Raw genomic sequence first — 20,223 nt, forward strand, 5'->3', positions numbered from 1 at the left:
AGCTCCGGGCGTATGAAATGGGCTATCCAGCTGATTTTACGCCCTTTGCCTTCATCTTATTTTCAGGTTTGCAGGAAAATCGGACACTAAAAAGGGAGGTAGACCCTTGCTGGATGTAAATAATTTTGAGTATATGAAAGTCGGTTTGGCTTCATCAGAGAAAATTCGTTCATGGTCGTACGGTGAGGTCAAAAAACCGGAAACGATCAACTATCGCACGTTAAAACCGGAAAAAGATGGCCTGTTTTGTGAGCGGATTTTTGGACCGCAAAAAGACTGGGAATGCCATTGTGGAAAATACAAACGTATACGCTATAAAGGAGTTGTTTGTGACCGGTGTGGTGTTGAAGTCACGAAAGCAAAAGTGCGCCGTGAACGTATGGGTCATATTGAACTTGCTGCTCCTATATCCCATATTTGGTACTTTAAGGGCATTCCAAGCCGCATGGGACTCGCGTTGGATATGTCGCCGCGTGCACTGGAAGAAGTTATTTACTTTGCCGCATATATTGTCACTGAACCCGGTGATACACCGCTGGAGAGAAAACAGCTGTTGTCTGAAAAAGAATACAGAACCTATTACGATAAATACGGTGCGACGTTTAAAGCACAAATGGGAGCAGAAGCGATCCGAAAACTTCTCGGCGACATTGACCTTGAGAAAGAAGTAGACACGCTGAAAGAGGAATTGAAAACAGCGCAGGGACAGCGCCGAACGCGTGCCATAAAACGATTGGAAGTACTTGATTCATTCCGCAATTCCGGAAATGATACATCGTGGATGGTGCTGGATGTACTGCCGATTATACCGCCGGAAATACGCCCCATGGTTCAACTTGACGGCGGCCGATTCGCAACATCCGACTTAAACGATTTATATCGCCGCGTCATCAATCGTAATAATCGGTTGAAACGATTGCTCGACCTTGGTGCGCCAAGCATCATTGTGCAAAATGAAAAACGGATGCTGCAGGAGTCGGTTGATGCCCTGATTGACAATGGACGCCGGGGACGCCCTGTAACCGGGCCAGGAAACCGGCCGTTAAAATCCCTTTCCCATATGCTGAAAGGGAAGCAAGGGCGATTCCGTCAAAATCTGCTCGGGAAACGGGTTGACTATTCCGGTCGTTCGGTCATTGTTGTCGGACCAAGTTTAAAAATGCATCAGTGTGGTCTTCCGAAGGAAATGGCACTGGAATTGTTTAAACCATTTATTATGAAGGAATTGGTTGAAAAAGGCTATTCCCACAACATTAAATCAGCCAAACGCAAAATTGAGCGCGTGCATCCAGAAGTATGGGACGTTCTTGAAGAAGTTATTAAAGAACATCCGGTACTATTGAATCGTGCGCCGACACTGCATCGCTTGGGTATTCAGGCATTTCAGCCGGTATTGGTAGAAGGTCGTGCTATTCAGCTACACCCACTGGTTTGTAATGCTTATAATGCTGACTTTGATGGGGACCAGATGGCTGTTCACGTTCCACTTTCTGCAGAAGCACAGGCAGAGGCGCGTATTTTGATGCTTTCCGCTCAAAATATTCTGAACCCGAAAGATGGAAAACCTGTTGTGACGCCATCACAGGATATGGTTCTCGGCAACTACTACCTTACGCTTGAACGCGCCGGTGCCATTGGTGAAGGAAGTCGATTTAAGGATACAGCCGAAGCGTTGCTCAGTTACCGTAATGGGTATGTTCATTTGCATTCAAGAATTGCCATTAAAGCATCCAGCTTGAATAAAAAATCATTTACGGAAAAACAGCAGAGCCAAATGCTTATAACAACAGTCGGAAAACTTATATTTAACGAGATTTTACCGGAGTCGTTCCCATATATTAACGAACCGACGAAACACAACCTGGAAGTGGAGACACCTGACAAATACTTTATTGATCATGGTGCCGACATTGCCGAAGAAATCAGGAACTGTGAACTTGTATCGCCATTTAAAAAAGATATATTGGGCGACGTCATTGCGGAAGTGTTTAAACGGTTCAAGATTACGGAAACGTCACGAATGCTTGACCGCATGAAGGATCTTGGTTTTAGTTATTCGACGATAGCCGGTATGACAGTCGGGGTTTCCGATGTGGTTGTACTCTCTGAAAAAGAAGAAATTCTGAATGATGCACAGAATGATGTGGATAAAGTGCAGAAACAGTTCAGACGTGGTCTGATCACTGATAATGAACGATATGACCGGGTGATTGCCATATGGTCGAAAGCCAAGGACAATATTCAGGAACGTTTGATGGGATCACTGGATACCAGCAATCCAATCTTCATGATGAGTGACTCCGGTGCAAGAGGTAACGCATCCAACTTTACACAACTTGCCGGTATGCGCGGTCTGATGGCTAACCCATCCGGTGAAATTATTGAATTGCCGATTACGTCCAACTTCCGTGAAGGACTGACTGTTCTGGAATACTTTATTTCGACACACGGTGCTCGTAAAGGTCTGGCCGATACAGCACTGAAAACCGCCGACTCCGGCTACCTGACGCGTCGTCTTGTGGATGTGGCGCAAGATGTTATTATCCGTGAAGATGACTGTGGAACGGATCGTGGATTGACTGTTTCAGCCTTGAAAGACGACTCCGAGGTTATTGAACCGTTTATTGACCGGTTGGGTGGACGTACCGTGTTTGAGAACGTGCGTCACCCGGATACGAGGGAGATTATTGCTGAAAAGGGTGAAGTGCTCACGGAAGATCAAGCCAAGCAGGTTGTTGAGGCAGGGATCGAAGAAGTGATCATTCGTTCTGCGTTCACATGCAATTCCAAATATGGTGTCTGCAAGAAATGTTATGGACGAAACCTCGCCACAGGTGATGAAGTGGAAGTCGGGGAAGCCGTGGGTATCATCGCCGCTCAATCCATTGGAGAACCTGGTACGCAGCTGACGATGCGCACGTTCCATACTGGTGGCGTTGCAGGCGATGACATTACACAAGGTCTGCCGCGTATTCAGGAACTTTTTGAAGCACGCAATCCGAAAGGTCAGTCCGTGATCAGCGAAGTCTTTGGTACAGTTGAAGAGGTCAAAGAAGGAAAAGACAAACAGGAAATCATTATTCAAGGCGAGGTCGAACAACGTACGTACCCTGTTCCATATAATGCGCGTATGAAGGTGACCACCGGTGATGAAGTGGTTGCAGGGCAAGAGTTGACCGAAGGTTCCATCGATCCGAAAGAACTCTTGAAAGTGCAGGGAATCGAAGGGGTACAACAGTATTTGCTTCGTGAAGTACAAAAAGTATACCGCATGCAGGGTGTAGAAATCGACGACAAGCACGTAGAAGTAATGGTTCGTCAGATGATGCGCAAGATTCGTATCGTCGATTCCGGGGATACCAATGAACTTCCAGGTTCATTGCTTGAAATCCATCAATTTAGAGAAGCCAATTACGGGATTCTGCAACAAGGTGGAACGCCGGCTATTGGAAAACCGATATTGCTTGGTATTACAAAGGCATCACTGGAAACAGACTCGTTCTTGTCAGCTGCATCCTTCCAGGAAACAACTCGCGTTCTGACAGATGCTGGTATTAAAGGGAAACGCGATGAACTCATGGGTCTCAAAGAGAACGTCATTATTGGTAAGTTAATTCCTGCCGGCACAGGCATTCAACGCTATCGACGTCTGGAAACAGATACCGATGAACCGGAGGAAGATGTCGAAGAGCTGGATGAGACAGAGATCGTGCAATAAAATAGCATAAAAAAATCGGAAGCACCCATCTCTGAACAATGAAAATAGCATTGACATCAAAAAAAGAGAATGGTAATATATCCAAGGTGCTTCCGATTATATTTGTTACTTTGGAGGATATGCGAATGTCTTATGAAAAAGTGACCCAGTCTCAGGCATACTTGGTAATCGGAACGAAACAAACACTTAAGGCAATGAGACATGGTGCCGCAAAAGAAGTATTTATTGCTGATGATGCAGATCGACAAATGACACAAACGGTGGAAACATTGGCCCAAGAGCTAGGAATCATCTGTTCTCGTGTTGATTCCAAAAAGAAACTTGGTTCCGCTTGTGGGATTGATGTTGGTGCATCAGCTGTGGCAGTAAAACGATAGCGGGTTTGGCGCTGCTTATCGCGGAAGCCTTGTTTTTTTGCAAAAACATGAACCACCTGGATGTGTGGTCTTGCAAACTACTCCAGCAGTGGTCGTCACAGCTTAATTACCATTTATATGGAAGGGAGGAAAATAGGAATGCCTACTATAAACCAACTTGTACGCAAAGGTCGTGTAAATAAACCGAAGAAGTATGACTCTCCAGCGTTGAATTGGAATTATAACAGCTTCAAGAAAGAATTTTCGAAGCTTAATTCGCCACAAAAGCGGGGTGTCTGTATACGGGTCGGGACATTAGCACCAAAGAAACCGAACTCAGCACTCCGTAAATATGCACGTGTCCGTCTCTCCAACAGCATGGAAGTGTCAGCATACATTCCGGGAATCGGACATAACTTGCAAGAGCATAGTGTCGTGCTTGTTCGTGGTGGCCGTGTAAAAGACTTGCCGGGTGTTCGTTACCATGTTGTTCGTGGTGCGCTTGATACTGCAGGTGTGCAAGGCCGCGCTAAAGGCCGTTCAAAATATGGGACGAAAAAACCAAAAGCCAAAAAATAACAGATTTATAAAACACATTTGGGAAAGGAGGGGGACATATGCCACGTAAAGGACCAGTACCTAAACGCGATGTCTTGCCGGATCCGTTATATAACTCAAAGTTAGTAACTCGTTTGATCAACCAAATCATGATCGATGGCAGACGGGGGAAAGCACAAAAAATTCTGTATAAAGCATTTGAAATCGTTACTGAACGAAGTGGCCAGAATGCAATGGAAGTATTTGAACAGGCCATGAAAAATGTTATGCCTGTATTGGAAGTACGCGCACGCCGTGTGGGTGGCTCCAATTATCAAGTGCCAATGGAAGTGCGTGCAGAACGCCGTCAGGCTTTGGGGTTGCGTTACATTGTTAATTACTCACGTCTCCGTGGAGAAAACACGATGGAGGAACGGCTGGCAAATGAGATACTTGATGCGTCCAATAACACGGGAGCATCTGTGAAGCGGCGTGAAGAACTGCATAAAATGGCAGAGGCCAACAAAGCATTTGCCCATTATCGCTGGTAAAAAACTTATAAAAATTACATCAGAAAGGAGAAGAATACATGGCCAGAGAGTTCTCCTTGGAAAAGACACGCAATATCGGTATTATGGCACATATCGATGCCGGAAAAACCACTACCACCGAGCGTATTCTTTTCTATACAGGACGCATTCACAAAATCGGTGAAACCCATGAAGGTGCTTCACAGATGGACTGGATGGAGCAAGAACAGGACCGGGGGATCACCATTACGTCGGCTGCTACAACAGCCCAGTGGAGAAATCACCGTATAAATATTATTGATACGCCAGGTCACGTGGACTTCACCGTTGAAGTTGAACGTTCATTGCGTGTGCTTGATGGTGCGGTTACCGTACTTGACGCCCAATCAGGTGTGGAACCCCAGACCGAAACCGTATGGCGTCAGGCGACAACTTATGGTGTGCCTCGTATCGTGTTTATCAATAAAATGGACAAAGTCGGCGCGGATTTCATGTATTCAACTAATACACTGAAAGAACGCCTTGGAGCCAATGCGCATGCTGTACAATTACCAATTGGAGCCGAAGATAACTTTGAAGGTATCATTGACTTGGTGACGATGCAGGCTTACTACTATGAGGATGAATTGGGAACTCGTGCGGAAGCGCGCGCCATTCCTGATGATTATAAAGAACGAGCCGAGGAACTACGCGGCGAGTTGGTGGAAGCCGTTGCGGAACTTGATGAAGACTTAATGATGCAATATCTTGATGGCGAAGACATTTCCAATGATCAGCTTAAACAAGCCATTCGAACAGCAACTCTGAACGTGGATTTTTATCCAGTTTATTGCGGTTCTGCATTTAAAAACAAAGGTGTTCAGTTGGTGTTAGACGGTGTTATAGATTATCTTCCATCGCCAACAGATGTACCGCCGATTGAAGGTTTTGTTCCAGAAACTGAGGAAGAAACAACACGTCCGTCCGACGACAATGCGCCGTTTTCAGCACTTGCTTTTAAAGTTATGGCGGACCCATACGTGGGTAAACTGACGTTCTTCCGGGTCTATTCAGGAACACTGAATGCCGGTTCGTATGTCAAGAATACCGTGAAGGATAAACGGGAACGGGTTGGACGAATTCTGCAGATGCATGCCAATTCCCGTAAAGAAATTAAGTCAATACATTCTGGTGAAATCGCTGCTGGAGTGGGCTTGAAGGATACAGCTACAGGCGAAACGCTATGTGATGAAAAAGAACTTGTTGTTCTTGAATCCATGGACTTTCCTGAACCGGTTATTTCAGTGGCTATTGAACCAAAAACAAGAGCAGACCAGGATAAAATGGCCCATGCACTTGCCAGATTGGCTGAGGAAGATCCAACGTTCAAGACGGAAACCGATGAAGAAACCGGGCAAACGATTATATCCGGTATGGGCGAATTGCACCTTGATGTCATCGTTAATCGTTTAAAGACGGAATTTGGAGTGGATGCACAGGTTGGCGCTCCGCAAGTGGCCTACCGTGAAACATTCCGTGCATCATCAGAAGTTGAAGGGAAATTTATCCGCCAATCCGGTGGACGCGGCCAGTATGGTCATGTTTTGGTTGAATTTGAACCCAATGAAGAAGGCGCTGGGTTTGAATTCCATAATAAAATTGTTGGTGGTGTCGTGCCCCGGGAATATATTTCATCTGTTGAATTAGGCATTCGGGAAGCTATGGAAAATGGTGTTCTTGCAGGGTATCCACTTATTGACGTTAAAGCGACGTTGTTTGATGGAAGCTACCATGATGTTGACTCCAACGAAATGGCATTTAAGATTGCCGGATCAATGGCCCTCAGAGAAGCTAAAAGCAAATGTCAGCCAGCTCTTCTGGAACCGATGATGAAAGTGGAAATTGTTGTACCGGAAGAGTACATGGGCGATATTATGGGCGATGTAACATCCCGCCGGGGACGCGTTGAAGGAATGGAGCCACGCGGTCCGGCACAACTTGTCAAAGCTTTTGTGCCGCTTGCGGAGATGTTTGGTTATGCAACGTCACTGAGATCCAACACGCAAGGACGTGGAACCTTTACTATGCAATTCGATCACTATGAGGAAGTACCGAAGAGCATTTCTGAAGAAATTATTAAGAAAAATGGAGGAGAATAATTGATTTTTCTCCTCGTGTAACGTATAACTTTTATTAAAGGCCTTCCTTTGGTACCACATGGGTTAGGCTTGAAATAGAAACCATAATTACTTTTATTTTATTAAAGGAGGAAATATACATGTCTAAAGAAAAATTTGACCGTTCGAAAAGTCACGTTAACATTGGAACAATTGGGCACGTTGACCATGGTAAAACGACATTAACAGCCGCTATCACAACAACAATGAATCAGCAAACCGATGAGGTTCAGGCTATGGCATTTGATCAGATTGACCATGCTCCGGAAGAAAAAGAGCGTGGAATTACCATTGCAACATCCCACGTTGAGTACGAAACGGAAGGCCGTCACTACGCTCACGTTGACTGCCCGGGTCACGCTGACTATGTTAAAAATATGATTACCGGTGCGGCACAAATGGATGGTGCCATTCTGGTCGTATCCGCAGCTGACGGCCCTATGCCGCAGACACGTGAACATATTCTGCTCTCCCGTAACGTCGGTGTTCCTGCGATTGTCGTATTTCTGAACAAGGTTGACATGGTTGATGATGAAGAGCTTCTTGAACTGGTTGAAATGGAAGTTCGTGACCTGTTATCAGAATATGACTTCCCTGGAGACGATATTCCAGTTGTGAAGGGATCAGCACTGAAAGCACTTGAAGGCGACGAAGAACATCAAGAAAAAATCATGGAATTGATGTCGGCCATCGATGACTACATCCCTACACCTGAGCGTGACCATGAGAAAAACTTTATGATGCCTATCGAGGACGTTTTCTCTATTACAGGTCGCGGAACAGTTGCAACCGGGCGTGTTGAACGCGGAACAGTCAAAGTCGGTGATGAAGTTGAAATTGTCGGATTGGCAGAGGACTTGCGGAAAACAACAGTTACAGGTGTGGAAATGTTCCGTAAGCTACTTGACTATGCTGAAGCAGGCGATAACATCGGCGCCCTTCTTCGTGGTGTGGCCCGCGAAGAAATCAACCGGGGGCAGGTTCTTGCAAAGCCGGGGTCCATTACACCGCATACAAAGTTTAAAGCGGAAGTTTATGTATTGTCCAAAGATGAAGGCGGACGTCATACCCCATTCTTTGCGAACTACCGTCCACAGTTTTACTTCCGTACCACAGACGTAACCGGTGTTATCCAGCTACCGGAAGGCGTGGAAATGGTAATGCCTGGTGATAATGTTGAAATGCAGGTTGACTTGATTTCTCCGATTGCTATTGAAGATGGTACCCGTTTCTCCATCCGTGAAGGCGGGCGCACAGTAGGTTCCGGAGTTGTTTCAACTATCCAGGAATAAGCAGATGACGTGAATAAAAACAGACAGCTTGGCGCCGCTGTCTGTTTTTTAAATGGCCTTTGCGAAACAGGTTCCACCAAATGAATGCATTATATGGTGTTTAGGCAGAGTAAAAAATTTAAAAAAATAGCTCTCAAGCCTTGCAATTGCAAGGCTTGGTTTGTATAATACATAGATGTGCGCAATTATTTGATAGAGACAATCTGTAGTTGCGTTGACTTTCATTTTTGTATATACTTTGAATGTTGGTCAAAAAACGCGATGAAGTGAAAGGTTGTTGATACACCCGGCCCCTTTGCCATGGCGGGTGGTTAAGAAATTTTCACGGAGCATGTCTATTTAAAATGGACGTAAAGGAGGGAAAGTAATGGCAAAAGAAAAGATTCGTATTCGGTTGAAGGCTTATGATCATCGCATTTTAGATCAGTCCTCGGAGAAAATTGTGGACACTGCAAAGCGTTCCGGTTCCAATGTTTCCGGTCCTATACCTTTGCCAACTGAAAGATCTGTTTACACGGTATTACGCGCCACACATAAATTTAAAGACGCCCGTGAACAGTTTGAGATGCGCACGCATAAGCGTTTAATTGATATCGTCAGCCCAACACCGCAAACCGTTGATTCGCTCATGCGTCTCGATTTGCCATCAGGTGTTGACATTGAAATTAAATTATAATCGATTGACTTACTAATAGGAGGTGTAACGGATGACGAAAGGAATCTTAGGCCGCAAAATCGGCATGACACAGCTTTTTTCAGAAGAAGGCGAGTTGACACCGGTAACGGTCATTCAAGCAGAGCCCAATGTGGTTTTGCAGAAGAGAACCATGCAAAATGATGGTTATGAAGCAGTGCAACTTGGCTTTGCTGACAAGAAGGAATCACGTTCCAATAAGGCAGAGAAGGGTCATGCTGAAAAAGCAAAAACAACTCCTAAGCGCTGCGTTCGTGAAATCCGTGATGCAAGCCCTGATAATTACGACGTTGGTCAGGAACTTGCTGTTGATATATTTGAAACTGGAGAAAAGATTGACGTAACTGGGACGACAAAGGGGAAAGGTTTCCAAGGTGCCATTAAGCGCCACGGTTTCCAACGCGGACCAGAAACACACGGTTCCCATTTTCACAGAAGCCCGGGCAGTATGGGAGATATGAACGCCCAGCGCGTATTTAAAGGTAGAAAGCTTCCTGGCCAAATGGGCAATAGACAAGTAACGATTCAAAACCTTGAAATTGTCAAAGTGGATACAGAACGTAATCTGCTATTGATAAAAGGAAATATTCCCGGCCCGAAAAAATCGAATGTAAAAATAACGAGTGCAATTAAGGCTAACTAATTATTTAAACGAAAGGAGGATATGTCATGCCTAAAGTAGCACTATTAAAACAAGACGGTTCGCAGTCCGGAGATGTTCAATTAAATGATGCTGTATTCGGCATCGAGCCTAACAGACATGTCTTGCATGAAGCAGTTGTCATGCAACAGGCTTCTTTGCGTCAAGGGACACACAAGGTGAAAAAGCGGTCCGAAGTAAGTGGCGGAGGGAAAAAGCCATGGCGACAAAAAGGTACTGGTCGGGCTCGGCATGGATCAATCCGCTCGCCGCACTGGGTTGGAGGCGGAGTCGTCTTTGGTCCGGCACCGCGTAACTACAGCTACAAACTACCAAAAAAAGTTCGTCGTCTGGCTTTGAAATCAGCCTACTCCACGAAAGTGCAAGAAGATGACATGGTTGTTCTTGATGATATTTCAATTGAGACACCGAAAACTAAAGATGTAAAAAGACTGCTGGAAGCACTTGACGTTAATACGAAAGCACTTATTGTGACATCTGACAATGATGAAAATATTGTCCTCTCGGCTAACAATCTTCCAAATGTGGATGTGTTGACGGTGGAAGACGTAAGCGTACTGGACTTGCTGAACCATGACAAGCTGATCATAACGAAAGATGCAGCCGAAAAAGCAGGGGAGGTGCTTGCACGATGAAAGATCCACGTGATGTTATCCAACGCCCTGTCATTACAGAACAATCAGCTGAATTGATGGAGGAAAAGAAATATACGTTCGAAGTGGAACCCAAAGCCAATAAAACAGAAATTAAAAAAGCTGTTGAGTTTATCTTTGATGTAACAGTTGTAGGCATCAACACAATGAATGTTAAAGGCAAATTTAAACGAATGGGTCGATATGGAGGTTACCGCCCGAACCGGAAAAAAGCGATTGTAAAACTTTCAGATGACAGCAAAGAACTGGATTTTTTTGAAGGCTGATTAAATATTAAGTGAAGGAGGGAAAAAGATGGCGATTAAGAAATTTAAACCAACGTCAAACGGTAGACGTAATATGTCTGCATCTAATTTTTCGGAACTAACAACGGATACCCCGGAAAAATCCCTGTTAAGTCCATTGTATAAACACGGCGGTCGTAACAACAATGGAAGAATGACCGTTCGTCATCAAGGTGGCGGCCATAAGCGCCAATACCGTATCATTGATTTCAAGCGGGATAAAGATGGTATACCAGGACGCGTTGCTACTATTGAATATGATCCAAATCGTTCCGCTAACATCGCATTGATTAACTATGTTGATGGTGAAAAACGTTATATTTTGGCGGCAAAAGGACTTAAGGTCGGTCATGAAATTGTATCCGGTGAGAATGCTGACATTAAACTAGGCAATGCACTTCCGCTAAAAGACATTCCAGTTGGTACCATAGTTCATAACATTGAACTAAAGCCCGGACGTGGTGGTCAACTCGTTCGTTCAGCAGGAGCAGATGCCCAAGTACTCGGACGTGATGGAAAATATACACTTGTACGTCTGGCATCGGATGAAGTACGTTTGGTATTGTCCACTTGCCGTGCTACAATCGGTCAGGTAGGTAACTTAGAAAATGAACTTATCCGTGTCGGTAAAGCAGGCCGTTCACGCTGGCTTGGTAAACGCCCAACCGTACGTGGATTTGCTATGAACCCGGATGACCACCCACACGGCGGCGGTGAAGGACGTGCGCCTGTCGGACGTGAATCACCAGTATCACCATGGGGTCAACCGACCGTCGGTTATAAGACTCGTAAGCGTAATAAGCCTTCCGACAAGTATATTGTACGTAAACGCAAAAAATAACAGGACGTTAAAGCGGCACACATACGTTGCCGTGTAACTGCGAAAGGAGGTTTATCCATGGGTCGTAGTTTAAAAAAAGGACCTTTTGCTGATGATCATCTGATGAAAAAGGTGGAAAACCTGAACGAATCTGATAAAAAACAAGTCATTAAAACGTGGTCACGTCGATCAACCGTTTTTCCTAACTTTGTTGGGCACACGTTTGCTGTTTATGATGGTCGAAAGCATGTACCTGTTTATGTGACGGAAGACATGGTCGGTCACAAACTAGGCGAATTTGCGCCAACCCGTACGTTTAAAGGGCATTCTGGCGATGATAAGAAAACAAAACGCTAAAGAGAGGAGGCATTCTGCATGCAAGCAAAAGCCGTTGCAAAATCTGTTCGTATTGCTCCTCGTAAAGTTCGTTTAGTCGTGGATTTGATTCGAGGTAAAGAAATCGGCGAAGCAATTGCAGTTTTGCGCCACACACAACGCAGCGCTTCCACACCTGTGGAAAAAGTTATAAACTCTGCTGTTGCCAATGCGGAACATAATTATGAAATGGAACCTGATAATCTGATGGTATCGGAGGCTTTTGTGGATGAAGGGGTTACCTTAAAACGTTTCCGTCCACGTGCGCAAGGAAGCGCGAGCCCGATCAATAAACGCACAAGCCACATAACCATCGTGGTAAAAGAGAAGAAGGAGGGATAGTCCGTGGGTCAAAAAGTGAATCCAAATGGCCTTCGCGTTGGCGTCATCCGTGACTGGGAATCAAAGTGGTATGCTGACAGCGAATATGCCGACTTGCTTCATGAGGATATTAGAATCAGAGAATATCTTGAAAATCGTCTGAGTACGGCCGCCGTCTCTCATATCGATATTGAGCGTGCAGCAAATCGCGTGAATGTGACAATTCATACTGGAAAGCCCGGGATGGTCATTGGTAAAGGTGGATCGGAAGTTGAAGCTTTGCGCAAATCATTGAACAACCTGACAGACAAACGTGTTCACATTAACATTGTTGAGATTAAGAAAGTGGATCTGGATGCGACACTTGTTGCGGAAAGCATAGCCCGCCAACTGGAAAACCGCATTTCTTTCCGGCGTGCGCAGAAACAATCCATTCAGCGTGCGATGCGCGGAGGAGCTAAAGGGATTAAAACACAAGTGTCAGGACGACTGGGCGGAACGGATATTGCCCGTTCGGAACATTATAGTGAAGGAACGGTTCCATTGCACACATTACGTGCCGATATCGACTATGGCATGGCAGAAGCCGACACCACTTACGGTAAACTTGGTGTTAAAGTGTGGATTTATCGTGGAGAAGTCCTTCCAACTAAAGAAGAAAACTAAGGAAGGGGGACGTGCATTATGTTAATGCCTAAACGTGTTAAACACCGCAAGCAGCATCGTGGCCGTATGAAGGGCCAAGCTAAAGGTGGAACGACAGTCGCCTTTGGTGAATACGGATTGCAGGCCGTTGAGCCATCATGGATCACGAGCCGTCAAATTGAAGCAGCCCGTATTGCAATGACCCGTTACATGAAACGTGGCGGTAAAGTATGGATTAAAATCTTTCCTGATAAGCCGTACACTTCAAAACCCCTTGAAGTGCGCATGGGCTCCGGTAAAGGTGCTCCCGAAGGCTGGGTCGCAGTTGTTAAGCCAGGAAAAATTATGTTTGAAATAGCAGGTGTACCTGAAGAGGTTGCACGTGAAGCGTTGCGGCTTGCTTCTCATAAACTGCCGATTAAAACCAAATTCGTAAAACGTGAAGAAATTGGTGGTGAATCAAATGAAAGCTAATGAAATCAGAGAACTGACCACTGCCGAAATTGAACAGAAAGTCAAGTCGTCAAAAGAAGAGCTCTTTAATCTGCGCTTTCAATCTGCAACCGGACAGCTCGAAAATACTGCCCGTATCCGTCAGGTAAAAAAATCTATCGCCCGTATGAAAACAGTCATACGCCAGCGCGAACTGAGCATTAATAATTAACCCGAGAGGAGGTTGCCTCAATATGAGTGAGCGTAATAATAGAAAATCCTATACTGGCCGCGTTATATCGGATAAGATGGACAAAACTATTACCGTTGTCGTTGAGACATATAAATTTCATCAATTATACGGCAAACGTGTGAAGTACTCAAAGAAGTTCAAAACACATGATGAAAATAACCAAGCGAAAAATGGCGACGTTGTTCGGATCATGGAAACCCGTCCACTGTCAGCTACAAAACGTTTCCGTCTGGTTGAAATCGTTGAAGAAGCGGTCGTTATTTAAATAAGTTCGCTCGGAAGGTTATCCGCGAAGGGAGGTCACAGCGATATGATTCAACAAGAAACAAATTTAAAAGTTGCAGATAACTCTGGTGCCCGTGAAGTAAAAACCATCAAAGTTTTGGGCGGGTCCGGCCGAAAAACGGCTAATATTGGCGACGTCATTGTTTGTACGGTGAAACAAGCTACACCAGGAGGCGTTGTCAAGAAGAATGAAGTAGTCAGAGCCGTTATCGTCCGCTCTAAATCCGGCGTACGTCGTAATGATGGATCGTACATCCGTTTTGATGAAAATGCTGCCGTCATTGTACGTGATGATAAAGGACCGCGAGGCACCCGTATTTTCGGACCAGTTGCACGTGAATTACGTGATGCCAAGTTCATGAAAATTGTGTCTCTTGCTCCGGAAGTACTGTAGAAGAATGAAAAGCCTTGCCAAGGAGGTGCAGAAAGCATGCATGTAAAAAAAGGTGACAAAGTTAAAGTTATTTCCGGCAAAGACAGCGGAAAAGAAGGTTCCATATTAGAAGCCTACCCGAAAAAAGACCGTGTATTGGTGGAAGGCATCAACATGATTAAAAAACACGCTCAACCTTCACAGGACAACCCTCAAGGTGGCATCCTGAACCAGGAGGCGGCTATTCATGTTTCCAATGTCATGCCAATTGACCCGAAATCGGGTGAGCCGACACGGGTAGGATATGAAGTACACGATGGTAAAAAAACCCGTATCGCCAAAAAATCCGGTGAAGCATTAGATAAATAGTTCGCAGGTGAAAGGAGGGCTCTTGTATGAACGAACTAAAACGAAAATACCAAGATGAAATTAAACCATCCTTGATGAATAAATTTGAATATAATTCCGTCATGGAAGTGCCTCAAATTGAAAAAATCGTCGTCAATATGGGTGTCGGTGACGCTGTTCAAAACACAAAGGTTCTGGACAATGCGGTTGAGGAACTTGCGCTGATTACTGGTCAGAAACCCATTGTTACCCGTGCTAGAAAATCCATTGCCGGCTTTCGCCTTCGCCAAGGGATGCCGATTGGAGCCAAAGTGACGTTGCGGAATGAACGGATGTATGAGTTTTTGCACAAACTTATTGCCGTTTCGCTACCGCGTGTACGAGATTTCCGCGGTATTTCAAAAAAAGCATTTGACGGCCGTGGCAACTACACACTTGGTATAAAAGAACAGCTGATTTTCCCGGAAATCGACTATGATAATATAAGTAAAATACGGGGAATGGATGTCGTTATTGTGACCAGTTCCAATACGGACGAAGAGGCTAGTGAATTGTTGACTCAGCTTGGCATGCCTTTCCAGAAATAATTCGATGGCTAATCTTAAGGAGGGAAAATTTTGGCTAAAAAATCATTGATTGCGAAACAACAACGCCCGCAAAAGTTTAAAGTGCGTGAATACTCACGTTGTCAACGTTGTGGCCGCCCACATTCAGTGCTTCGCAAATTCAAATTGTGCCGTATATGTTTCCGAGAACTTGCCTATAAAGGCCAAATTCCAGGCGTCAAAAAAGCAAGCTGGTAAACCCCGATTCGGGAAGGAGGTAATGTAGTAATGGTTATGACAGATCCAATCGCAGATATGCTGACGCGCATTCGCAATGCCAATATGGTGCGACATGAAAAATTGGAGCTTCCGGCTTCCAAAATAAAAAAAGAAATCGCTGATATCCTCAAACGCGAAGGTTTTGTCCGTGAATATGAATTTGTTGAAGACGATAAACAAGGTATTCTGCGCATTTTCTTAAAATATGGCAACAAAGAAGAACGTGTCATTACAGGCCTTAAGCGCATCAGCAAACCGGGGTTGCGTGTGTACGCAAAAGCGGATGAAGTACCACGGGTGCTAAACGGCCTTGGTATCGCAGTTGTATCAACATCACATGGTGTTTTTACCGATAAAGAAGCACGCAATCGGGCCGTTGGCGGAGAAGTGCTTGCATATGTCTGGTAACATTTACTTTTAGAACAGGAGGTGGAAGGAATGTCCCGTATAGGAGTGAAACCGCTCGAAATCCCTGAGGGGGTTGAGGTTAAACTGGATGGAAATACTGTTACAGTAACAGGCCCTCAAGGTGAGCTAACAAGAAATATTCATCCGGAAATGAAAGTTGTAATTGACGATAACGTTTTGACTGTTGAACGTCCAAGTGAGCAAAAGGCGCATCGTGCATTGCACGGCACCACCCGCAGCCTGATCGCCAATATGGTTGAAGGTGTTCACAAAGGCTTTGAAAAAGCATTGGAGATCAACGGTGTCGGTTATCGAGCACAAAAACAGGGCGACAAGGTACTTGTGAATGCGGGGTATTCACACCCGGTGGAAGTTGAACCGGTTGAAGGCATTGACATTGACGTGCCACAAAACACAAGAATCGTTATTAAAGGCATTAATAAAGAACTAGTTGGTGCTGTTGCCGCCAAAATCAGAGCGGTCCGGCCGCCTGAGCCTTATAAAGGAAAAGGAATTCGTTACGAAGGCGAAAGTGTTCGACAAAAAGAAGGTAAGACAGCTAAGTAGGGTTAGTTAGGGAACAGAAAGGAGTGACCTGGATGATCACAAAACCGGACAAAAACGATTTGCGTAAAAAGAGACATGCACGAGTCCGCAAAAAAGTTTTCGGAACACAAGAGCGTCCACGTCTCAATGTGTACCGTTCCAATAAACACATTTATGCACAATTGATTGATGATATGGCGGGCGTTACTGTAGCTAGCGCATCAACAATGGATAATGAATTGAATTTGGAGGCCACTGGCAACGTGGAGGCAGCTGAAGAAACAGGGAAACTTGTTGCAAAACGTGCTCAAGATAAAGGTTATGGTTCGGTTGTCTTTGATCGTGGCGGTTATATTTATCACGGACGTGTAAAAGCACTAGCTGAAGCTGCACGTGAATTCGGCCTTGAATTTTAAACGTCAAATAAAGGAGGGACATAAATGAATACTAGCATTGATCCAAACAAGTTAGATCTTGAGGAACGTGTTGTCGCTATTAACCGTGTTGCAAAAGTTGTGCAAGGTGGACGGAATTTTCGTTTCGCGGCTTTGGTTGTTGTCGGGGACAAAAATGGCCATGTCGGTTTTGGGACAGGAAAAGCGAAAGAAGTCCCGGAAGCCATAAAAAAAGGCGTCGATGATGCAAAGAAAAACCTCATTGAAGTGCCTATTGTCGGCACAACCATTCCTCATCAAATACACGGTAAACATGGATCCGGTAATGTATTGATGAAGCCGGCCACAGAAGGTACCGGTGTAATTTCAGGCGGTCCGGTGCGTGCCATTCTTGAACTTGCAGGCGTGAGCGATATTCTGACAAAGTCATTGGGTTCTAATACACCAATTAATATGATTCACGCAACATTGAATGGTTTATCAAGTCTGAAAACAGCAGAAGATGTGGCCAGACTACGCGGCAAATCCATCGAAGAATTGTAAGGATAAGGAGGGAAAAAAATGTCCAAACAACTAGAAATAACCCTCATGCGCAGTATCATCGGCCGGACCGAAGCACAGCGTGAAACGGTTCAATCTCTGGGTCTGAAAAAAATTAATCAGTCCGTCGTACGGGAAGATACACCGGTTGTGCGAGGTATGATTGATAAAATATCACACATGGTAACCGTGAATGAACTCTAAAGACGATAAAGCGTAAGAGGAGGTGCACATATGAAACTTCATGAATTAAAGTCATCGGAAGGGACCCGTGAAAAGCGTAAACGTGTCGGCCGAGGTATGTCTTCTGGCCATGGCAAAACATCCGGAAGAGGTCATAAAGGGCAAAAAGCACGGGAAGGCAGCAGCACACGTACGGGTTTTGAAGGTGGTCAAATGCCATTGTTTCAACGTCTGCCTAAACGTGGTTTTACAAACATCAATCGCAAGGAATTTGCGATTGTCAATCTGGATACGTTAAATCGCTTTGACGAAGGCACAGAGATTACACCGGAGCTGTTACTTGAAGAAGGTGTCGTCAGCAAACCAAAATCCGGCATTAAAGTGCTTGGAAAAGGAAATGTTGAAAAGAAGTTCACAGTAAAAGCTCATAAGTTCTCTGCTTCCGCAAAAGAGGCAATTGAGGCAGCGGGCGGTCAAATAGAGGTGGTTTAATGTTCCGCACAATCTCCAACTTTATGCGCGTAGGCGATATCAGGCGGAAGATTATCTTCACCTTGCTTATGCTCATTGTTTTTCGCCTTGGTACATTTATTCCGGTACCATACACGAATAAAGAAGCGATTGACTTTATGAACCAGCAAAATGTTTTTGGCTTCCTGAATACATTCGGCGGCGGAGCATTAAAAAACTTTTCCATTTTTGCGATGGGAATCATGCCCTATATTACGGCATCCATTATCATGCAGTTATTACAGATGGATGTAGTGCCTAAATTTACGGAGTGGAAAAAACAAGGAGAAATGGGACGTAAGAAACTTGCTCAGATTACTCGATATGGAACTGTAGCGTTGGCATTTGTTCAGTCCATTGCCATGTCGATCGGCTTTAACGCAATGGCCGGCGGGATGCTAATTAGCAATCCAAGTGTATGGAAGTTTCTTATTATTGCCATCGTATTGACTAGTGGAACAACCTTTTTAATGTGGCTCGGTGAACAAATCACAGCCAATGGCGTCGGAAACGGTATCTCCATATTAATTTTCGCAGGTATCGTGGCAGCAGTTCCGAATGGTGTCAACCAGCTGTACAGTCAGTATTTCGTGGATGCCGGGGATGAGCTGTTTATTAATATAGTGATTGTGGCGCTGATTGCTTTAGTGGTAGTGGCTATCACAGCAGGCGTGATTTTTATCCAGCAGGCATTGCGCAAAATACCGATTCAATATGCGAAAAAGCTAGTGAACCGGTCACCGGTTGGCGGCCACTCCACCCATTTGCCGCTTAAAGTGAATGCAGCAGGTGTTATTCCAGTTATCTTTGCGATTGCGTTTATTATCGCACCGAGAACGGTAGCCGGGCTTTTTGAGGGCAATGAGATCGCTGCAACGGTCGAAACCATTTTTGACTATACACAGCCGGTGGGAATGATTATCTATGTTGCCTTGATTATTGCGTTTACGTACTTTTATACATTTGTTCAAGTCAATCCTGAACAAATGGCTGAGAATTTACAGAAGCAAGGCGGATACATTCCAGGCATTCGCCCTGGCAAAAACACGGAGACATACCTTACGCGTGTTATGTATCGTTTAACGTTTGTTGGATCAATTTTTTTGGCCGCAGTCGCTGTAATGCCGATTCTCTTAGGTGGTCTTGCCAATTTACCGCAAGCTGTAAGAATTGGCGGCACAAGCCTCCTTATTGTCGTAGGCGTTGCTTTGCAAACAATGAAACAGCTGGAAAGTCAGCTAGTGAAGCGGCATTACACTGGGTTTATCAAATAGAATGGCCGCTAATGAGAGCGAGGGGAATTTGTTGAATCTAATACTGATGGGCTTGCCTGGTGCCGGGAAGGGCACGCAGGCAGAAAAAATAAATGAGCACTATGACATCCCTCATATCTCAACGGGAGATATGTTCCGTTCAGCAATCCAGGAAGGAACTGAACTTGGACAGAAGGCAAAGCATTATATGGATCAGGGTGACCTTGTTCCGGATGATGTTACCACAGGCATTGTAAAAGAACGTTTAGGTAAGGATGACTGTAAGAACGGGTTTTTGTTGGATGGTTTTCCAAGAACCATTGCTCAAGCGGAAGCACTGGAATCTCTATTATCAGGTATGGATCAATCGATTGATTATGTCTTGCATGTGGATGTTCCCAAAGAGAATTTGGAGGATCGTCTGACAGGCCGCAGAATCTGTCCAGAATGTGGAACAGGCTATCACGTTATTTATAGTCCACCGAAGCAAAAGGGCATTTGTGACAAGGATGGTGCGGAGCTGATACAGCGTGAAGATGATCAGGCTGAGACAGTGACGAATCGTTTGAATGTCAATATGGAACAAATGGAACCATTACTGGATTTCTATAACAAAAAAGGGTATTTGATGACGATTAACGGCGATCAGGAAATCGATCACGTATTTCAGGATATCCAAGCAGCTATAGAAAAGCCGTAAGCATTTTTGACAAGTGCCGGCATAAATTGGATAGGAAGCCCCATTCGCGTTATAATAAAGTTCCGAGCAAATTAGGGATGACAGTGCCGTCCAATTTGGTTGATGTTTATCATATTATAAAAGCCTAAGCG

29 protein-coding genes are annotated in these 20,223 nt (G+C 44.8%); all 29 read left to right on the top strand.

Translation table 11 applies throughout. The annotated features are described in order from the left end of the window. Nucleotides 1–106 precede the first annotated feature (106 nt). The 29 genes from rpoC to ACZ5Q7_RS04960 all read left to right on the top strand — a co-directional run bounded on the left by rpoC (nucleotide 107) and on the right by ACZ5Q7_RS04960 (nucleotide 20,092). Complete coding sequence (rpoC, locus tag ACZ5Q7_RS04820; RefSeq protein WP_343751409.1) at nucleotides 107–3,718, top strand: DNA-directed RNA polymerase subunit beta'; 3,612 nt, start codon at nucleotides 107–109, stop codon at nucleotides 3,716–3,718. A 125-nt stretch (nucleotides 3,719–3,843) separates the two neighbouring features. After that, nucleotides 3,844–4,095, top strand: a complete 252-nt coding sequence (locus ACZ5Q7_RS04825; protein WP_343751410.1) for a ribosomal L7Ae/L30e/S12e/Gadd45 family protein — start codon at nucleotides 3,844–3,846, stop codon at nucleotides 4,093–4,095. A 138-nt stretch (nucleotides 4,096–4,233) separates the two neighbouring features. Then, on the top strand, nucleotides 4,234–4,653 hold the full coding sequence (rpsL, locus tag ACZ5Q7_RS04830; RefSeq protein WP_343751411.1) for a 30S ribosomal protein S12: 420 nt from the start codon (nucleotides 4,234–4,236) through the stop codon (nucleotides 4,651–4,653). A 38-nt stretch (nucleotides 4,654–4,691) separates the two neighbouring features. After that, a complete protein-coding gene (gene rpsG, locus ACZ5Q7_RS04835) occupies nucleotides 4,692–5,162 on the top strand; it encodes a 30S ribosomal protein S7 (protein ID WP_343751412.1) in 471 nt (156 codons plus the stop codon). Between the two features lie 38 nt (nucleotides 5,163–5,200). Beyond that, nucleotides 5,201–7,279 carry an elongation factor G gene (gene fusA, locus ACZ5Q7_RS04840; protein WP_343751413.1) on the top strand — a complete coding sequence of 693 codons (2,079 nt, stop codon included), beginning with the start codon at nucleotides 5,201–5,203 and terminating at the stop codon, nucleotides 7,277–7,279. Between the two features lie 119 nt (nucleotides 7,280–7,398). Further along, nucleotides 7,399–8,589 (top strand): elongation factor Tu, encoded by a 1,191-nt coding sequence (gene tuf / locus ACZ5Q7_RS04845; protein WP_343751414.1) that lies wholly within the window; start codon nucleotides 7,399–7,401, stop codon nucleotides 8,587–8,589. A gap of 367 nt (nucleotides 8,590–8,956) precedes the next feature. Next, complete coding sequence (rpsJ, locus tag ACZ5Q7_RS04850) at nucleotides 8,957–9,265, top strand: 30S ribosomal protein S10 (protein ID WP_343751415.1); 309 nt, start codon at nucleotides 8,957–8,959, stop codon at nucleotides 9,263–9,265. Between the two features lie 31 nt (nucleotides 9,266–9,296). Beyond that, a complete protein-coding gene (gene rplC / locus ACZ5Q7_RS04855; RefSeq protein WP_343751416.1) occupies nucleotides 9,297–9,926 on the top strand; it encodes a 50S ribosomal protein L3 in 630 nt (209 codons plus the stop codon). 26 nt (nucleotides 9,927–9,952) lie between these two features. Then, nucleotides 9,953–10,579: a 50S ribosomal protein L4 gene (gene rplD, locus ACZ5Q7_RS04860; protein WP_343751417.1), complete on the top strand. Its 627-nt coding sequence runs from the start codon at nucleotides 9,953–9,955 to the stop codon at nucleotides 10,577–10,579. Continuing rightward, nucleotides 10,576–10,863 carry a 50S ribosomal protein L23 gene (gene rplW, locus ACZ5Q7_RS04865; RefSeq protein ID WP_343751418.1) on the top strand — a complete coding sequence of 96 codons (288 nt, stop codon included), beginning with the start codon at nucleotides 10,576–10,578 and terminating at the stop codon, nucleotides 10,861–10,863. Before rplD ends, rplW begins: the two co-directional genes overlap by 4 nt. 28 nt (nucleotides 10,864–10,891) lie before the next feature. Continuing rightward, nucleotides 10,892–11,722 carry a 50S ribosomal protein L2 gene (gene rplB / locus ACZ5Q7_RS04870; protein WP_343751419.1) on the top strand — a complete coding sequence of 277 codons (831 nt, stop codon included), beginning with the start codon at nucleotides 10,892–10,894 and terminating at the stop codon, nucleotides 11,720–11,722. A gap of 57 nt (nucleotides 11,723–11,779) precedes the next feature. Beyond that, on the top strand, nucleotides 11,780–12,058 hold the full coding sequence (gene rpsS, locus ACZ5Q7_RS04875) for a 30S ribosomal protein S19 (protein WP_343751420.1): 279 nt from the start codon (nucleotides 11,780–11,782) through the stop codon (nucleotides 12,056–12,058). A gap of 18 nt (nucleotides 12,059–12,076) precedes the next feature. Beyond that, nucleotides 12,077–12,418: a 50S ribosomal protein L22 gene (gene rplV, locus ACZ5Q7_RS04880; RefSeq protein ID WP_343751421.1), complete on the top strand. Its 342-nt coding sequence runs from the start codon at nucleotides 12,077–12,079 to the stop codon at nucleotides 12,416–12,418. A 3-nt stretch (nucleotides 12,419–12,421) separates the two neighbouring features. After that, nucleotides 12,422–13,063, top strand: a complete 642-nt coding sequence (gene rpsC / locus ACZ5Q7_RS04885) for a 30S ribosomal protein S3 (RefSeq protein ID WP_343751422.1) — start codon at nucleotides 12,422–12,424, stop codon at nucleotides 13,061–13,063. 18 nt (nucleotides 13,064–13,081) lie between these two features. Then, the gene (rplP, locus tag ACZ5Q7_RS04890; protein WP_343751423.1) at nucleotides 13,082–13,516 is read left to right on the top strand and encodes a 50S ribosomal protein L16; all 435 of its coding nucleotides are present in this window, start codon (nucleotides 13,082–13,084) and stop codon (nucleotides 13,514–13,516) included. After that, the gene (gene rpmC, locus ACZ5Q7_RS04895) at nucleotides 13,506–13,706 is read left to right on the top strand and encodes a 50S ribosomal protein L29 (protein ID WP_343751424.1); all 201 of its coding nucleotides are present in this window, start codon (nucleotides 13,506–13,508) and stop codon (nucleotides 13,704–13,706) included. The genes rplP and rpmC overlap by 11 nt, the downstream gene beginning before the upstream one ends. A gap of 22 nt (nucleotides 13,707–13,728) precedes the next feature. Continuing rightward, nucleotides 13,729–13,992 (top strand): 30S ribosomal protein S17, encoded by a 264-nt coding sequence (gene rpsQ / locus ACZ5Q7_RS04900; RefSeq protein ID WP_343751425.1) that lies wholly within the window; start codon nucleotides 13,729–13,731, stop codon nucleotides 13,990–13,992. Nucleotides 13,993–14,037: 45 nt separating this feature from the next. After that, the gene (gene rplN, locus ACZ5Q7_RS04905) at nucleotides 14,038–14,406 is read left to right on the top strand and encodes a 50S ribosomal protein L14 (RefSeq protein ID WP_343751426.1); all 369 of its coding nucleotides are present in this window, start codon (nucleotides 14,038–14,040) and stop codon (nucleotides 14,404–14,406) included. Nucleotides 14,407–14,442: 36 nt separating this feature from the next. Further along, entirely contained in the window at nucleotides 14,443–14,754 is a 312-nt protein-coding gene (rplX, locus tag ACZ5Q7_RS04910; RefSeq protein ID WP_343751427.1) for a 50S ribosomal protein L24, read from the top strand. Nucleotides 14,755–14,780: 26 nt separating this feature from the next. Next, entirely contained in the window at nucleotides 14,781–15,320 is a 540-nt protein-coding gene (gene rplE / locus ACZ5Q7_RS04915) for a 50S ribosomal protein L5 (protein WP_343751428.1), read from the top strand. A 30-nt stretch (nucleotides 15,321–15,350) separates the two neighbouring features. Continuing rightward, the gene (locus ACZ5Q7_RS04920; RefSeq protein ID WP_343751429.1) at nucleotides 15,351–15,536 is read left to right on the top strand and encodes a type Z 30S ribosomal protein S14; all 186 of its coding nucleotides are present in this window, start codon (nucleotides 15,351–15,353) and stop codon (nucleotides 15,534–15,536) included. 30 nt (nucleotides 15,537–15,566) lie between these two features. Then, nucleotides 15,567–15,965, top strand: coding sequence for a 30S ribosomal protein S8 (gene rpsH, locus ACZ5Q7_RS04925; RefSeq protein WP_343751430.1), 399 nt, complete (start codon nucleotides 15,567–15,569; stop codon nucleotides 15,963–15,965). A gap of 30 nt (nucleotides 15,966–15,995) precedes the next feature. Further along, nucleotides 15,996–16,532 (top strand): 50S ribosomal protein L6, encoded by a 537-nt coding sequence (gene rplF / locus ACZ5Q7_RS04930; RefSeq protein WP_343751431.1) that lies wholly within the window; start codon nucleotides 15,996–15,998, stop codon nucleotides 16,530–16,532. 32 nt (nucleotides 16,533–16,564) lie between these two features. Continuing rightward, entirely contained in the window at nucleotides 16,565–16,927 is a 363-nt protein-coding gene (rplR, locus tag ACZ5Q7_RS04935; RefSeq protein ID WP_343751432.1) for a 50S ribosomal protein L18, read from the top strand. A 24-nt stretch (nucleotides 16,928–16,951) separates the two neighbouring features. Next, entirely contained in the window at nucleotides 16,952–17,449 is a 498-nt protein-coding gene (gene rpsE, locus ACZ5Q7_RS04940) for a 30S ribosomal protein S5 (RefSeq protein ID WP_343751433.1), read from the top strand. An 18-nt stretch (nucleotides 17,450–17,467) separates the two neighbouring features. Continuing rightward, nucleotides 17,468–17,650 carry a 50S ribosomal protein L30 gene (gene rpmD, locus ACZ5Q7_RS04945; RefSeq protein WP_343751434.1) on the top strand — a complete coding sequence of 61 codons (183 nt, stop codon included), beginning with the start codon at nucleotides 17,468–17,470 and terminating at the stop codon, nucleotides 17,648–17,650. Between the two features lie 30 nt (nucleotides 17,651–17,680). After that, on the top strand, nucleotides 17,681–18,121 hold the full coding sequence (gene rplO, locus ACZ5Q7_RS04950) for a 50S ribosomal protein L15 (protein ID WP_343751435.1): 441 nt from the start codon (nucleotides 17,681–17,683) through the stop codon (nucleotides 18,119–18,121). Further along, nucleotides 18,121–19,413 carry a preprotein translocase subunit SecY gene (gene secY / locus ACZ5Q7_RS04955; RefSeq protein WP_343751437.1) on the top strand — a complete coding sequence of 431 codons (1,293 nt, stop codon included), beginning with the start codon at nucleotides 18,121–18,123 and terminating at the stop codon, nucleotides 19,411–19,413. Before rplO ends, secY begins: the two co-directional genes overlap by 1 nt. 31 nt (nucleotides 19,414–19,444) lie before the next feature. Continuing rightward, entirely contained in the window at nucleotides 19,445–20,092 is a 648-nt protein-coding gene (locus ACZ5Q7_RS04960; protein WP_343751438.1) for an adenylate kinase, read from the top strand. Nucleotides 20,093–20,223: the final 131 nt, after the last annotated feature.

Source organism: Lentibacillus halophilus, assembly GCF_055395055.1.